16 protein-coding genes are annotated in these 14,436 nt (G+C 68.4%); 6 read left to right on the plus strand and 10 right to left on the minus strand.

Annotated features, from left to right (window positions below):
* Nucleotides 1-387: 387 nt before the first annotated feature.
* On the plus strand, nucleotides 388-993 hold the full coding sequence (locus OG799_RS14605; RefSeq protein WP_406045576.1) for a YdeI family protein: 606 nt from the start codon (nucleotides 388-390) through the stop codon (nucleotides 991-993).
* Nucleotides 994-1,142: 149 nt separating this feature from the next.
* Nucleotides 1,143-2,519, plus strand: a complete 1,377-nt coding sequence (locus tag OG799_RS14610) for a serine hydrolase domain-containing protein (protein WP_406045577.1) — start codon at nucleotides 1,143-1,145, stop codon at nucleotides 2,517-2,519.
* Nucleotides 2,520-2,709: 190 nt separating this feature from the next.
* Here OG799_RS14610 and OG799_RS14615 read toward each other — a convergent pair whose 3' ends face one another.
* A complete protein-coding gene (locus OG799_RS14615; protein WP_406045578.1) occupies nucleotides 2,710-3,417 on the minus strand; it encodes a LysE family translocator in 708 nt (235 codons plus the stop codon).
* On the opposite strand from OG799_RS14615, the gene tnpC reads away from it, so the two are divergent.
* Complete coding sequence (gene tnpC / locus OG799_RS14620) at nucleotides 3,302-4,657, plus strand: IS66 family transposase (protein ID WP_406045579.1); 1,356 nt, start codon at nucleotides 3,302-3,304, stop codon at nucleotides 4,655-4,657. The genes OG799_RS14615 and tnpC overlap by 116 nt on opposite strands.
* Nucleotides 4,658-4,681: 24 nt before the next feature.
* On the opposite strand, the gene OG799_RS14625 is transcribed toward tnpC, so the two are convergent.
* From OG799_RS14625 to OG799_RS14660, 8 genes are all read right to left on the minus strand, one after another.
* The gene (locus OG799_RS14625; RefSeq protein WP_406045580.1) at nucleotides 4,682-4,807 is read right to left on the minus strand and encodes a hypothetical protein; all 126 of its coding nucleotides are present in this window, start codon (nucleotides 4,805-4,807) and stop codon (nucleotides 4,682-4,684) included.
* Between the two features lie 218 nt (nucleotides 4,808-5,025).
* Nucleotides 5,026-5,613 carry a carboxymuconolactone decarboxylase family protein gene (locus OG799_RS14630; RefSeq protein WP_406045581.1) on the minus strand — a complete coding sequence of 196 codons (588 nt, stop codon included), beginning with the start codon at nucleotides 5,611-5,613 and terminating at the stop codon, nucleotides 5,026-5,028.
* A 225-nt stretch (nucleotides 5,614-5,838) separates the two neighbouring features.
* Entirely contained in the window at nucleotides 5,839-6,027 is a 189-nt protein-coding gene (locus OG799_RS14635; protein ID WP_406045582.1) for a hypothetical protein, read from the minus strand.
* A 26-nt stretch (nucleotides 6,028-6,053) separates the two neighbouring features.
* Nucleotides 6,054-6,353 (minus strand): hypothetical protein, encoded by a 300-nt coding sequence (locus OG799_RS14640; protein WP_406045583.1) that lies wholly within the window; start codon nucleotides 6,351-6,353, stop codon nucleotides 6,054-6,056.
* Between the two features lie 138 nt (nucleotides 6,354-6,491).
* The gene (coaD, locus tag OG799_RS14645; RefSeq protein WP_406037453.1) at nucleotides 6,492-6,950 is read right to left on the minus strand and encodes a pantetheine-phosphate adenylyltransferase; all 459 of its coding nucleotides are present in this window, start codon (nucleotides 6,948-6,950) and stop codon (nucleotides 6,492-6,494) included.
* A 188-nt stretch (nucleotides 6,951-7,138) separates the two neighbouring features.
* Nucleotides 7,139-7,939: a hypothetical protein gene (locus OG799_RS14650; protein ID WP_406045584.1), complete on the minus strand. Its 801-nt coding sequence runs from the start codon at nucleotides 7,937-7,939 to the stop codon at nucleotides 7,139-7,141.
* A gap of 130 nt (nucleotides 7,940-8,069) precedes the next feature.
* Nucleotides 8,070-8,696, minus strand: a complete 627-nt coding sequence (locus OG799_RS14655) for a tetratricopeptide repeat protein (RefSeq protein ID WP_406045585.1) — start codon at nucleotides 8,694-8,696, stop codon at nucleotides 8,070-8,072.
* Nucleotides 8,697-9,121: 425 nt separating this feature from the next.
* Nucleotides 9,122-9,271, minus strand: a complete 150-nt coding sequence (locus tag OG799_RS14660; RefSeq protein ID WP_341477406.1) for a hypothetical protein — start codon at nucleotides 9,269-9,271, stop codon at nucleotides 9,122-9,124.
* A gap of 27 nt (nucleotides 9,272-9,298) precedes the next feature.
* Here OG799_RS14660 and OG799_RS14665 point away from each other — a divergent pair, with 27 nt between their 5' ends.
* Nucleotides 9,299-10,027 carry a sulfotransferase gene (locus tag OG799_RS14665; protein ID WP_328423274.1) on the plus strand — a complete coding sequence of 243 codons (729 nt, stop codon included), beginning with the start codon at nucleotides 9,299-9,301 and terminating at the stop codon, nucleotides 10,025-10,027.
* 41 nt (nucleotides 10,028-10,068) lie between these two features.
* Here OG799_RS14665 and OG799_RS14670 read toward each other — a convergent pair whose 3' ends face one another.
* Nucleotides 10,069-11,190: an ISAs1 family transposase gene (locus OG799_RS14670; protein WP_406045586.1), complete on the minus strand. Its 1,122-nt coding sequence runs from the start codon at nucleotides 11,188-11,190 to the stop codon at nucleotides 10,069-10,071.
* 472 nt (nucleotides 11,191-11,662) lie between these two features.
* On the opposite strand from OG799_RS14670, the gene OG799_RS14675 reads away from it, so the two are divergent.
* Together OG799_RS14675 and OG799_RS14680 are read left to right on the plus strand one after the other, a co-directional pair.
* A complete protein-coding gene (locus tag OG799_RS14675; RefSeq protein ID WP_406045587.1) occupies nucleotides 11,663-12,898 on the plus strand; it encodes a WD40 repeat domain-containing protein in 1,236 nt (411 codons plus the stop codon).
* Between the two features lie 677 nt (nucleotides 12,899-13,575).
* Nucleotides 13,576-14,199, plus strand: a complete 624-nt coding sequence (locus OG799_RS14680) for a hypothetical protein (protein WP_406045588.1) — start codon at nucleotides 13,576-13,578, stop codon at nucleotides 14,197-14,199.
* Nucleotides 14,200-14,436: the final 237 nt, after the last annotated feature.

Consider the following 14,436-nt stretch of genomic DNA (forward strand, 5'->3'; position numbering starts at 1 on the left):
CCTCCTCCTGCGATGGGACACCAAGCCCGACAAGCGCATCAGGGGGACGTTCCTACGTCCTGCATCGACACGCAGAACGTCTTTCTATGCCGCAGACCGAGCGGTTGAGGTCGCGGCTGGATCGCCGGGCGTCGCCGGCTCGTACGGCGTCTGGCGGCCACCGTGGATGGCGCTGGCGATTGGCAGAGGCCCGTGGTCGTGGACGACGCTCGCCGCAACCGGCACGTGCACGAGGAGTCCGACATGCCGGCCCGACGTCGAGACCGTCCTGAGCATCGAGGTCCTGCCCCGGACGGTCCGCCGAGCGACCGGCGCGCCGGCAGCCCGACGAGTCGGGCGGTCGAACAGGCAGAGGCTGCGGCCACGGCGCAGCGATAGCCTGCCGTCATGGCGAGTGCCGAACTGGATGAGTTGATCGTCGCGGACGCCGACGCGCTGCGCGCGTGGTTGTCGGCCAACCACGCCACGTCGCCCGGCGTCTGGCTCGCCCTGACCAAGAAGGGCGGCACAGTCACGACGGTGACCTGGCAGCAGGCGGTCGACGAGGCCCTGTGTTTCGGCTGGATCGACGGGCAGGCCCGTAAACGGGATCAGGAGACCTCCTGGATCCGGTTCACCCCTCGCAGGCCCCGCAGTTCCTGGTCACAACGCAACGTCGCCCACGTGGCCCGGCTGCAGGCGCAGGGGCGAATGCTGCCCGCAGGCCGCGTCGCGGTGGAAGCCGCGAAGGCGGACGGGCGGTGGGCGGCCGCCTACGCCCCGCCGTCGGAAGCCGAGGTGCCGGCCGACCTCCTCGCCGCCATCGCCGCCGACGCCGCCGCCCAGGCCATGTTCGACGTACTCACCAAGACCAACCGGTTCGCTCTCATCCACCGCGTCAATGCCGTCAAACGGGCGCAGACCCGCGAGCGGAAGATCAGCGAGTTCGTTGCCATGCTGGCCCGTCACGAGACGATTTACCCGCAGAAGGCCAAGCCTTCGAACTCGCCGTAATCGGCATCTTCATGATCATGTGCACTCATCTGCCGCGAAGCGCTCGTCACCGACAGTGACGTCGGCGCCGGTCGCCGGCGTCCGGACGTCCCGAGATCCGGTAACGCCCGGTCTGCGCCACGCCAGACCGCGGGTCCTATGGTGAGGCCGTGACCACGAACCCCGACCGCTCGGCCACCACCGCTTCGACCGCCCGCCACCTCGACCACCTGCTGTCGACAGAGCAGCGGGCCGGTCGCCTCCCGTCGGTGGCCGCTGGTGTGGTGCGCGACGGGCGGCTCGCCTGGTCCGGTGCGGTGGGGACGCTCGACGGCCGCGCCGGGGGAGACTCGGCTGACACCGACACCCAGTACCGGATGGGCTCGATCACCAAGACGTTCGTCGCGGTCGCCGTCATGCGGCTGCGCGACGCTGGGCTGCTCCACCTGTCCGATCGGTTCGACGACCACGTGCCGGGGACGTCCTTCGGCGACGTCACCGTCGAACAGCTGCTCGTCCACGCGGCCGGCCTGCAGGCCGAGACTAACGGCCCGTGGTGGGAACGGACGCCGGGCGGCACGTGGGACGAGCTCGTCGCGTCGGGCGTCGGGCAGCGTTTCCGCTCCGGGCGTCGCTTCCACTACACGAACGTCGGCTACGGCGCGTTGGGTCAACTCGTCGCCCGGGCCCACGGCGTCGACTGGTTCGAGGTCTTGCGCCGCGACCTGCTCGAGCCGCTCGGCATGGGCCGCACGACGACGCGGCCCACCGGGCGCGCGGCGCGCGGTCTCGCCGTGCACCCCTTTGCCGACGTCCTCCTGCCCGAGCCCGAGCACGACGCCGGCGCGATGGGCCCCGCGGGCCAGCTGTGGACCACGATCGAGGACCTCGCGCGGTGGGCCGCTTTCCTCGCCGGCGACACCGGCGAGCTGCTCGCCGCCGACACGCTCGAGGAGATGTGCGAGCCGCACCTCGTCGTCGACGACCAGGGTGTCCCTTGGACGGGTGCGCACGGGCTCGGCTGGCAGGTGTTCAACGTCGACGGACGCCGGTACGCCGGCCACGGCGGGTCGATGCCGGGCTTCGTCGCCGAGCTGCGCGTCGCCCGCGACACCGGAGACAGCGTCGTCGTGCTGACCAACACGGCGAGCAGCCCGGCGCCCCGGCGCCTGGTCACCGCGCTGCTCGCCGGGCTCGAGCAGCACGAGCCCGCATCCGTCGAGCCGTGGTCCGCGTCGGGTGACGCGTCCCTCCTGGAGCTCGTGGGCACGTGGCACTGGGGACCATCCGTCACGGTGGCCCGGGTCGAGGGCGGCCACCTCGTCCTCGGCGAGCCGGGGGTCGCCCGCGGCTCCCGCTTCCGCCCGGTCGGCGCCGACGCGTGGGTCGGGCTCGACGGCTACTACGCAGGCGAGCCGCTGCGTGTCGTCCGCCGGACCGACGGGGCCGTGTCGCACCTCGACCTCGCCTCGTTCCGCTTCACTCGGACGCCCTACGACCCCGATGCCGACGTGCCGGGCGGGGTCTACGCCGCCGGCTGGCGGTAGTGCCCGCCCCCGCGTTCTCTTCGGCCAGAAGGTCACCGATCACGCGGTGGAACCGCTCAACCTGGGTGCACCAAGGCGTCTGAGCACGCGAAGAACGCACTCATCTGGCACCCGACCGAGCATGGCCTCTTCCGCCGACACGCCCGACTCGGCGCCACCGCCAATGGGGGATTTGGGCGGGTCGCGGCGGTCAGCGGGTCGCGGCGGCTACCCGTAGCCCTAGGACGACGAGCACGGTGCCGCTGACCGCTTCCAGTCGACGGCGGATCACCGGTCTGCGGAACCACGCGCCCGCTCGCCCGACCACGGCCGCCAGACCGAGGTACAGGACGATCTCGACAGCTACCTGGAGCAGTGCAAGGAGGGCGGTGGTCGCGAACAACGGCCGGTCGGCCGGCACGAACTGGGGGTAGAACGCGATCATGAACACGGCGGCCTTCGGGTTGGCGAGCATCACCAACGCACCCTCGCCGAAGGCCTTCCACCAGCCCCGCTTCGGGTTGGACAGCAGGTCCTCGGTCGGCTCCTGGACCGACCCCAGCTTCCGGCTCTGCCAGGCGGTCCGCCACGCCTTGATTCCAAGGTAGATCAGGAATCCCGCGCCGATCACCCGGAGGACAATGAAGGCTGCTTCCGAAGCGGCAACCATGGCTGCCAGACCTGCGGCGGCGGTGACTGGATAGGTCGTCAGGCGGTTGTGGTGTCTGTTGTGGAGGCTGGTAGCTTGGCGGGTTGTGCCTGCCGAGTCGTTGCCGTCGTATGACGAGCTGGTTGCGCACGTCGTGGAGTTGACCGCCCGGTTGGAGCAGGCTCTCGCGCGGGTTGCGGATCTGGAAGCCCGGTTGAAGTTGTCGTCGTCGAACTCGTCGAAGCCTCCCTCGTCGGACGGGTTGGCCAAGCCGGCGCCGAAGTCGTTGCGCGGGCGGTCGGGTCGGGGTCCGGGACGGCCGAAGGGTCAGGACGGTGTCACCTTGGAACGGGTGGCGGACCCGGACGTGGTGCTCCGGCACCGGCCCGCGGTTTGCGCCGGGTGCGGGAAGAGCCTGGCGGCGGCTACCGAGATCGAGGTGACCCGGCGGCAGGTGATCGACCTTCCGGAGCCGAAGCCTCAGGTGACCGAGCATCAGCTGATCACTTTGGCCTGTGCGTGTGGGCATCACACCACCGCGCCCGCGCCGCCAGAGGCGTCCGCGCCGGTCGTGTACGGGCCGCGTCTGGCCGGGATCGGCGTCTACCTGCTGCACGGGCAGTTCCTGTCGGTGTCACGCACGGCGGCGGCGATCAAGGACCTGTTCGGGGTGCCGGTCGCGGCGGGCACCGTGGCCGGCTGGGTGAAACGCACCGCCCTGGGCATCATCGACCGCGTGCTGCCGGTGATCGCCGGACGCGTCGCCGCCGCACCGGTAGCCCATTTCGGCGAGACCGGGATGCGCACCGCAGGCCGTCTCGCGTGGCTGCACTCCGCCTCCACACCCACCGACGTGCTCCTCGCCGTGCACCCGAAACGCGGCACCATCGCGATGGACGAGATCGGGATCCTCCCGCGGTTCCGCGGGGTCGCGGTGCATGACGCGTGGGCGCCGTACGACACCTACACCGACGCGGTCCACGCGCTGTGCAACGCCCACGCGCTCCGCGAGTTGATCTATGTCACCGACACCGCCACCGGCCTGGTCGCCGACCTCGCCGGCCAGGCCATCAGCGCCCTGCGGCAGCTGAACCAGCTCGTCGGCACCGCGCACACCGCCGACGCCACACCTGATCAGGCCGACCTCGCCTACCACCTGCACCTGTTGCGCAGCGCGGTCGTGCTCGGCGCCCAAGCCACCGCCGAACGCGCGAGCAAGCTCGAACGCAAGCATCACGCCCTGTTCGTCCGGCTGCGTGACCGCCGCGACGACTACCTGCGCTTCGTCACCAACCCCGCCGTCCCGTTCGACAACAACCCGGCCGAGCGGACCATCCGCATGCCGAAACTGAGGATCAAAGTCTCCGGCAGCATGCGCACCCTCACGGGAGCCGAACACTTCGCTGCGATCCGCAGCTACACAGCCACCGCCACCCGAAACGGCCTCGGCATGCTCGACGCCCTCATCACCGCCGCCGCCGGCAACCCCTGGATCCCCACCACCGCCTGACCACCGGCTCCAACGCGCCTCGATTCAGGGACCTATCCAGTTACCGGCGGCGAACAACGCCCAGAGGTAGAGACCGGCCTCCAGGCCCAGTACGGTCGGCACCGCTCCGGCGAATCCGCGCAACGCGGCCCGACGCATGATCAGCGCCATCGCAGGACCTGGAGATGCCGAGATCAGCACAACGGCCACAACGAAGGCAGGTAGCGAGGCGACGAGATCCATTAATGGATCATCCCGGCTGGTGCCGCTCCGCTCAACCCCTCTCCCAAGCCAGCCGACTACCGCTGAGGATCAGGGCGCGGGCGAAGAAGACCACGTTCGAGGCGCGCTCGGCGAGCCGGCGCATCAGGTAGCCATAGCAGTCGCGCCTAGACTTGGCGGCCGTAGGTGACGGCTTCCCGGACGAGCCGAGGTGCCTTCTCAGCAAGCTGCGGATCTGGCCGTGCTCCCAGCGCGTCGTTGACGGTGGAGAACGCTAGCCGGAACGCGATCCAGGTCGTCGCCTCGAAGATTTCCTGGTCATTGAGACCCGCGTCGCGTAAGCGCTCCACGTGGGCCTCGGTCGTGGCATTCGGATCCCGGACGACCTGACGAGACCAACCGGCCAGTGCGGCCTCCCGCTCGGACAGGTCACTATCAACGCCTTGCAGCACCCTTGCGGCGGTCGCCTCGTCACTGAGTTCGGCCAGCCTGGAACCCCACGCCAGCGCACAGTAAGCGTCGCTGCGGGCAGCGGCGGTGGCGGCGACCATCACGGCTACTTCCCTGAGCGACAGGCCTGAATCGGCCAGGAGATCAGCACGCAGGGCCTGGAAAGACGCCAGCACATCAGGACGCCAGCACCAGACACGAGTGAGGTTGTTGACGTAGCCGTCGGAGGTGAGATCAGCCTCGTAGGCGGCAGTCACCGCCGGGCTTTGCGGCGGATCGGCGAGGAACGCAGCCGGACGGTTCATAGGGTCAGTGTGCTGCACCCAGCGACCGCCCAAAGACCGATCAACGACAGCTCGGAAGTCACATTCTTCTCCCGCGAGTCGTGGGTCTCTGCCCGACGCGCCCAGACGGCTCTGGTCACGGCGTGCGATCGGCACACCATGATGTTCGCCGTCCCCGCCGACATCCTCAACTGCCGCTGGTCAAGCGTCGCGCTCGGTCGTGGCCGATGAGCGTGGGGCTTGTGCTCAGAAGAAGACGCCGGCCGGCCCGTGGACAATGTTCGGATGGAGTCGCGCCCCGAGCTCTGCCCGCCGGTGGTCGGACCACAGCGCATCGCAGAGCTGTGTACCGCCATCGCGACCATCGCGGGGCTGCTTGAACGCGGCGAGTCGGCCGACGCAGCGATCGCCGGGTTCAACGCCGAAACCGGCCATGACTACACCGCCGATTACTTCCTCACCTACTGGAAGTCTCGCAACTCGAGGACTTCGCGCTCGAGGCCGCCCGACCCGCAAGGCCGAAGGTCGCCAACGTCACCCGCGACGAGCTGATCGAGATCGTCCGCCGGATACAGGCAGCCGACGACGACACCGACTACTACGTTCTGCTGCTGGAGACCAACGTCCTGCACCCACGAGTCACCGATTTGATCTTCTGGCCGCCACCGGAGCTGGTCAACGCGCCACCCGAGACCATCGTCGACGCGGCATTGACCTACCGACCCATCGGCTTGTGACAGCGCGCCGCGACGCACGCTCATGCCGCCGATCGTGCGCGCTGGGGCCTCGGCACACCGGTCACGCTGCGTCGGTCAGCCTCGGTGCGGTTCCCTTGCGGACATGCCGAGAAGAGTGCATCCCACCTCGAGGCGTTGCCAACATTCCGGTACCCCTGGGGGTCACTCTTCAGCGTTCAAGGACGGACGGGCCGACTGTGCCGAGCGGTATGCGCGTGCGACCGTGGACGAAGTGGCGGCCAGCTGCGGACGGGACGGCAACCAGACGGTCTGAATGCCGAGTTGCTCGTTCATCGCAGCGAGCTGGTACTCGTGGCGAAGGTCCGCGGCCGTACGTAGGCCGCGGACGATGACCGTGGCGCCGCGGCGCAGGCAGTAGGCGGTGGTCAGGCCGGTCCAGGTGTCCACCTCGACATTGCCCCAGGCTGCCGGCATGGCGTCGCGCACGTGTACGGCCCTGGTCGTGGCCTCGGCGGTTGGTCGCTTGTCGGCGTTCACCGCCAGCAACACGATGACCTGGTCGAACATCACCCGGGCACGGGCCACCAGGTCGCGGTGCCCCGGGGTGAACGGATCGAACGTACCGGGATAGACCGCCAACGAACCGTGTACCGGCACCACTCCACGATCCGACGTAGCCGTCCACCGCGACTCCAACCACATGGCCACGATCATCCCAGCCGTACATGTGCCAACCCGACTTTGGGCCTTGTCGTCACCGCCGACCACCGCCGACATCCTGATCTGCCGCTGAGCGCGCGATCGGCCGGCCGCCCCTGCTGGAGTCGCGGGTCAAGCTGCGAACGGCGCTAGAAGCTGAGTGGCACGGTCTCCACGTAGAACTCGGCACCCTCGAACGGATGCCGCGATGTTAGGTAGTCGTTGGCGGCTTCTCGCGTCAGGAACGCCCCGACCGGCGCAACAGTGCCATCTTGACCAGGCCAACTGATCCTGACCATGACGACATGCAGGTAGGCGTGACGTGGATCCGCAATGTCGGGTGGTCGCTCGCCCGCTCGCAGCGCGGCGACGACCTCATCCAAGGAGGCGAGGCCGTGACTGAGGCCGCCGTCGGCTCCATCGAGTGGCCTCTGCACCACCGGCTTCCTGCCTTCGTCGAGCCAGACGAAACGGCTGATGTCGCCGGGCTCGTCATCCTCGTGCCACCCGACAGCCATCGCCACGACCCAGTCCAGCGAGTCCGCCGTTTCCAGCACGAATAGGTGCTCGTCCTGGCCGGGCGTGCCGTCGGGCAACTGCTCCTGGATGCGGGCCTGCTCCTCGCTGCTGGCGCAGCGGATCACCAGGCGGTCGTAGCTATGGCGGATCTTCTGCGTCGACACGGGCTTGAACAACACGTCGATGCGGGTCGGCTGCCCCGCGGATCGCGGCGAGCGGAGTAGGAGCTGGCCATGGCTGACCGTCTGGGCCAACAGATGGAACCCACGGTATGACCGGAACAGCTCGCGGCCTGGGGCGAAGCGATCCGCCGTGTTCAGCCAGTCGTGGCCATGCACACACGGAATCTTGACAAGCGACGCCGACGGACGCCAGAGCAACATCCGCAATTGCCGCAAGTCGCGTGACTTTGGCGAGAGCCGGACGTTCACGCTGGCCGGCAGGATTGGCCAGTGGTACGGGGCTTCTAGATGCACTCAGGCGTCAGTGAGAACGTCCACGCTTGATCGCGTCGGCGGCCAGTTTGCCTATCTGGGGCTGCGCGTCGGCTGCGATGCCGGCTCACCGGAAGGGAGCGTCGTCGCCGCCTGCGGCGTCGCGGACCGCTTCGGCGCGTGCGCGTAACCGAGCAGCGTCGCCGGTGCGGCCTCGGGCCTCAAGTATGTGCGCCGTGTACTCCATCGCGTACGGGTCGCCGAGATTGATCGCGCGGGTGAACGCCCGCAGCGCAGTGCTCTCGTCGCCGTAGTCGCGGAACGCGACGCCCAACGCCGTGATGGGGAACATCTCATCCTGGTTGAGCACCGGGTGAACCCACCGCGTGGCGCTCGTGTGGTCGCCCCGCCCGAGTGCGAGCCGCGCCAGGCCCACCATGGCATCAGGGTCGCCCAGGTCTGCGGCCTTCTGCCAGATCACGTCGGCGCGGTTGGTGTCACCCTGCTGGGCATAGATGGTGCCGAGATTGAAGCCTGCGGGAGCGTTGCCTGATCGCCATGCCTTCTCCAACCACCGCAGCCCGTCGCGGTGTTCGCCGCGCTGGTACAACCCAAGACCGAGGTTGGCCATCGACACCACGTGCCCTGCTCGTGCAGCCCGCTCGATGGCCGCCACCGACTGCGGCGTCGGCAGCCCGTCCGGCCCTATTTCGATCTCGGGATCCGGCACCTCGTCGCGGCGCCACTTGAACATGCCCACCATCCCTAACTGCAGCCGCCGCGACCAAGCCGATCACGCGGAGCAAGTCGTACCACAACCGCGACCCAGCTCATCCACGCCATGAGCAACATCCGCTTCTGCCGCTGCCCGTGCGTGCCGACCGTTCAGGAGCGGCCACGGTTGGTAGCTGGCTACTGAGTCGAGCGGGCATCCTGAACTGCCGAGATCAGTGCATCAGTGTGTGAGGGATGCGGCGCGTTGGGAAGCGTCGATAATTCGTTGCTCGCTTGTTGGAGGCGGCCGTCCGGCACGCACTCGGCGCGGCGGGTGCGGGTCCGGCCCGTAGCAGCGGGTGAAGGGGATAAATGGCTTGCACAGGCGCCGGGCTGAGAGTTTGACTGCTCGCCATGCCTTTCCCCTCACCGATCTTCGTTGCGGGTACGGGGCGTTCGGGAACGTCACGGATCGCCGACATCATCGGCGAACATCCGCTGATCCATCGGATTCCCATGGAGACCCGGTTTCTCATCGACCCGGGTGGCCTGCGGGACCTGGCCGACGCGCTCACCGATCGATACGACCCCACCGTCGGTGAGGACGCCCTGCACCGGCTGAGCGACTTCCTCACCGTACGAGTGCCCGGCCGGCGCGACGATCGCGGCAAAACCGTTCCCGAGCTGGTCGGCGAGCGGCGCTACCGGGACGCGGTGCAACAGCTCTGGCCGCAGTTGATCGCGTACACATACGACGAACCTGCGCCCGCGGAAGGCTTCGGGAACGCCGACCGGCCTGCCGGGCCGTTCGAGCCGCTGAGCCGCCGGCGGGTACTTCCCAGGTATTTCAGCGACCGGGGCGAACTGCTCGGAATCTTGCGGGGCCTGATCGACACCATGTTCGGCGGAGCAGCCGCCGACGCCGGCAAGCCGACCTGGTGCGAGAAGACACCGTTCAACCTGCTGTGCATGGAGTTCCTCTGGGAACTGGTCCCCGAAGCGACCATCGTGCACATCAAGCGTCACCCGGTCTCAGTGCTCGCATCCCACCTGGCCCAGCCATGGGCACCGCCCACCGTCGACGGCGCGCTCGCCTACCTCAAGCCGGTCTACCACCGATGGCTCACCTGGAAGAACACGGTCGACCTGACGGGCAGGCGATACATCGAGGTGAAAGCAGAAGATCTCGCAGCCGACTGGCCCGGGCAGCGCCGCGCCCTGTTCGAACGGCTCGACGTCGACGACTTCGCCACCCCTTCAACGTTTCAGTCGCACAAGCTGACGAACCGCAACGACCAATTCGACGACGAAACCCGCGAGTTCATCGAAGAAGCACTCGGCAAGGTCATCCCGGCCATGGGATATGAGTGACGGCTCTGGCTCTCCACCAGAGGTAAAGCAAAGTCAGTTGATCATGTTCGGGATGCGGCGAGTAGTGGCAGGATCAGCAGTTTGTTGCCGTGGAGTCGCTCCAGGACCTGTTTGATCTTGGAGTGGCCGGCGAGGCGGATCAGTCCGATGGCGAGGTTGCGGAACAGGGCCATGGTGTGGGCGGCGGCACCGAGCCAGGCATGGTGGTGGTCTTCGGCGAAGAGGACGTCCCGGACCCAGTGGATCTTGTTCTCGATGCCCCAGTGTCGGCGGGTGTAGTCGGCGATGTCCGCGGCTGTGGTGGCCTGGGCGTCCAGGTTGGTGATCCCGTGGACGATGTCCTTGTGCAGGCGTTGGCCGGTCAGGTCGTAGGTGTCGCGGCGGATCCGGAAGACCTGCGCGGCGGCGGGGAACTCGATGCCGGCGGCGTCGGCGGTCCAGATCCGACGCTCGATGATGAGTCCCGAGCGGTGTTCGCGGTGAGTGTGGGCGGCGCTGTCGCTGGTCGCGGCGGGTAGGCGCTGCCAGATCGCCGCGAGGAGGGCGGGTCTGTTGCCCTTGACGGTGAACACGTAACCGGCGCCGCGGTGGTGCAGGTAGGTGGCGGTGTCGGTCGAGGGGTGCGCGGCGTCGGCGGTGATCACCGCGCCGGCGATCTCGACCGGGTCCAGCAACGCTTGGACCTGGGTGACCTCGGTGGTGTCGTCGGGCACCCGGAGTTGAGCGATCACGACGGCGGTGTCGTGGCGCATCGCGGAGAACAGTCTCACGTTGTTGGCGGGGTCGCCGTCGTGGGAGGCCCGTACGGTCTTGCCGTCCAAGGCCAGGCCAGGCCGCCCGCCGTCGGTGGGTGGGATGCGGGTGGCGATCCACTGACACAGCAGGCGGTCGGTGGCGGCGGCGTCGATCGTCTCGGCCACACGGCGCAGGGTGTCCCGACTGGGCGGTATCCGCCGGCCGTGGCGGGGGTCCACGCGGGCGCCCGCGGCGGCCAGCAGCAGCGCGGGCAGCTCGGCGACCCGGTCGGCGGCCTGGCGGAAGTTGCGGGCTCCGCAGAGCACCGCCAACGCCAACATGGTCAACGCCGCCGGCAGCCCGTGACGCACTCCCCGAGGCTTGCGTGGGTCGCTGACCTGGGAGAACACCTCGTACAACGCGGTCACGTCGGAAACGTCGATGTCAGCGCCGCTGTCAGTGACGCAAGCGGTCAAGGCATGGGAGACTGCCACGAGCGGCCTTTCTTTGCAGACGATGCTGGCGTAGAGAACCTTCATCATCCACTTAGGAAGGCCGCGTCTATGAACCGGCCTCAGACAGCGAAACCGCCGCTCAGCAGCACGTCCACATGATCACCTGACTTTGCTTTGCCCCTGGGCTCTCCACCTTGACGACCCCGCGTCGCGCCCCTCGAACGCCCGGTAAACGCTGCTTCAGCCGAACCGCATCGCAGACCACTCGTTCCTAACTTTCCGGCCGTCTTTTGAGCCCGCGCTTATGGGCGGGTGCACGCTTCTGCCGCTGAGTGTGGGGGGATCTGCCGAGAAGCGGATGTTCGATGTGCGAGCGCGTTACCCCGCTTCGACGGCCTACCGGTCCTGGCCTCGAACGCGGCCGGTGGTTCGCTACAGTCCGTCCGTGCCGACCGACGAGGTGCTGCTTACCCATCCCGACCCGCCCGCACCCAGACACCTGCACCTCGCGGTCGACGGTGCCCGCCTGCTGCGCCGCTCGTGGAGAGGCACCGCCAAGGAGCGGCACAGTAGCCGCGATCTTCCCAACCCGCAGGCCGCCCGCGACGCCCTCGCACGTGAGGCCGCCGCTCGCATGCGCGAGGGTTTCGTCTTTGTCCGCGACTCAGCCGGCACCCCACCTGGTGAGCCCGTCCTGCGCTGCGCCCCGCCGAACAGCGACGGCCCACAGACCTTCGACCTGCATCCGCAAGGCCACACCCTCGCCGTTGCCTCGCTGCACCGTGGCGCCTACGGTGCAGACCTACAGCTCATCGATGTCTCGACCGGCCGGCGCCGACTCGTGCACACCGAGACACCCGGCAGCGGCCCAGCGAAGCAGACGTTCATCCACACCGTGCTGTTCGACGCCGACGGCACCGGCCTGGTCTACGCGCTCAACGACGAGACCCGTCACCTCGACCTCACCACCGGCGCCACCCGCATCCTCGCAGCCTACGAACAGTTCAGCACTGCCCGGTTCAACCCCTTCTGCGCCCGGCCGGTCCAGGACGCCACCCGGCATCGGCTGCTGCTGTTCGACACCGATGACCGGGTCCGTGTCCGTGCCACCAGCACCGGCGATGACGTACTGGTCCTGCACGTCGCCGACCAACCCGAGTGTCGCGCTGGAGCCCTGTCGCCCTCCGGGCGGCTGCTTGCCCTCACCTATGGCGTGCACGACGCCACCGTGCAGCTGTGGCACGTCGACACCGGTCGGCTGCTGCATAGCACCCGGTTCCCGTTCCCGTTCGCCAGCACGACCGGCCGCACCGGGATCAGGCACCTGGGCTTCGACCCCACCGAGCGGCTCGTCCTCGCCACCGGCGGCTTCGCCGAGGGACCGTTCGCCCTGCCCATCGAGGGCGACACCCTCGCCTGGGCCGTGGCCGACCCGCACCGCACCGACCGCTACGGCACCTGCTTCAGCTGGCAGTACTCCCCAGATGGGGACCTCCTTGCCATCGGCGGCCGACTCGGTGCCACCCTGCACCTGCCGACCGGCGAACCCTCACCACTGACGCTGGCGCCATCGCACACCGGCCGCACCCACCGAATCGCCTTCTCCGCCGACGGCACCCTGCTTGCCTGTGGTGGCGATACCGGCCAACTGTCTGTGCACCACCTGACCAGCCAACCCTGACGTGGCTCGATCGGAGATGATCACCGAGTGGCTGGATTGATTGAACACCTGGAGTCGTTCCTCGGGCTCATCGCGGGTGGTAGCCGAGGCGACGGTACGACGCCGGAGGGCGTTCAGGTGGCATGGTTTGGCCCCGACGTCCCGTTCGGCGGGGTCACGACCCTGGTGACCGTCGGGCTGTCGCGGCGTCATCTCAACCTGCCGAGTGACGGGGCCTTGCACCAAGAGTTGGTGATGCACGTTCCAACCGATGACTACCCGGCCCGGGCGGCCGGGCTGTTGTTCCAGGTGGCCCGCATCGCCCCGGCACAGACGGAGCCACTCCAGCAGTGGTGCCGGCAGTTCGTGACCCAATCGGCGAGTCAGATCGGCGATCGACGCCTCGTCAGCGCCGCCAGCGCCAGGCATGTCCGGCGGTCGCGGGACCCGCCTCAACAAGTCACGCACCTGGGCAACGACGTCGTCAACGCTCACGAGTCCAAGTCTCTCGCACCAAACCCCTGCACGGATCTGCCGCTGTCCGCGCGTTGGCCCCGCCCGGCGCAGTGCGCTGTCGTGCCGACGAGCGGATGCTTCGAGTTCATCCGGACCATCGAGTACGAGACCATCGGGCGGTGCCTGGCAGCCACAACGGGGCTGTCGATCACTTGGAATCTTGTCGTACTAGTCTTCGCCGCATGGCCTTGCGACCGGACGAGTTCTATGACCACGCAGTCGCCGTCGCGGACAGCGAACGCCGGCTCCCGTTGGCGCGCATGACGGGATGGGAGATCAGCCCGTTCGAGCCGGACGGACTGCGCGTAGCGCCGTTGCGCCCGCCGGTGCTCCCGGAGCCCGCGCGGCACGGCGAGGATCCGTCGGACTGCAACGCCTGCCGCGACCGGGACGAAGGGATCTGGTTCAACGATCACTGGCGCCTGGTCCGGATTCCGGGAGTGGGCGTCCCGCTGGTGCTCATGCTGTATCCGCGCGATCACTACGACATGGCGGATCTACCTGACGAACTGGCCGCCGAACTGGGGCTATTGAGCACTCGCATCGTCCGCCACATGCAGGCACTGCCGCACATCTCGCGGGCCCACGTCTACCGCATCGGAGATGGTGGCGCCCACCTGCACGTCTGGTTCTTCGCTCGGCCCGAGGGGCAGGCCCAATTGTACGGGTCGTGGCTGGTCGTCTGGGACGACCTGCTACCGGAGTACCCAGCGGACGTCGCAGAAGCTGACGCTGAAATCGTGGCAGACGCGTTGGTCGCGTGCCACGGAGGCCACCGGTCGCCCACTAGCGAACCGGCCGCCTGACCGGCCTGAATCCACGACCCGATTGTCACCGTCACGGCTGTTACCACCGCCGCCGTGCGGATTTGCCAAGGTCACGTATCCGGATCTGCCGCGATGCGCGCCTCTTCCGCTGCTGGCCGCGCGTCGCGCAGCGTGACCGGTAGGTCGATCAACTCGGGGCTCGGTCTTGCCGATGACAGGGCATTCGCTTCTCTTGAGGATCACGTAGGCGGTGGGCGGCACACTCGACCGTGAGGA

Source organism: Micromonospora sp. NBC_00898, assembly GCF_045207895.1.
Classification (GTDB): Bacteria; Actinomycetota; Actinomycetes; order Mycobacteriales; family Micromonosporaceae; genus Micromonospora.

What these genes read in the sequence shown, in the direction of transcription:
- OG799_RS14605 (WP_406045576.1), top strand. Translation starts at nt 388, where the DNA reads ATGGCGAGTGCCGAACTGGATGAGTTGATCGTCGCGGACGCCGACGCG.
- OG799_RS14625 (WP_406045580.1), bottom strand. Translation starts at nt 4,807, where the DNA reads ATGGCGCTGATCATGCGTCGGGCCGCGTTGCGCGGATTCGCCGGAGCG.
- OG799_RS14630 (WP_406045581.1), bottom strand. Translation starts at nt 5,613, where the DNA reads ATGAACCGTCCGGCTGCGTTCCTCGCCGATCCGCCGCAAAGCCCGGCG.
- OG799_RS14635 (WP_406045582.1), bottom strand. Translation starts at nt 6,027, where the DNA reads ATGGCCGGTTTCGGCGTTGAACCCGGCGATCGCTGCGTCGGCCGACTC.
- OG799_RS14640 (WP_406045583.1), bottom strand. Translation starts at nt 6,353, where the DNA reads ATGAGCGTGCGTCGCGGCGCGCTGTCACAAGCCGATGGGTCGGTAGGT.
- OG799_RS14655 (WP_406045585.1), bottom strand. Translation starts at nt 8,696, where the DNA reads ATGTTCAAGTGGCGCCGCGACGAGGTGCCGGATCCCGAGATCGAAATA.
- OG799_RS14680 (WP_406045588.1), top strand. Translation starts at nt 13,576, where the DNA reads ATGGCCTTGCGACCGGACGAGTTCTATGACCACGCAGTCGCCGTCGCG.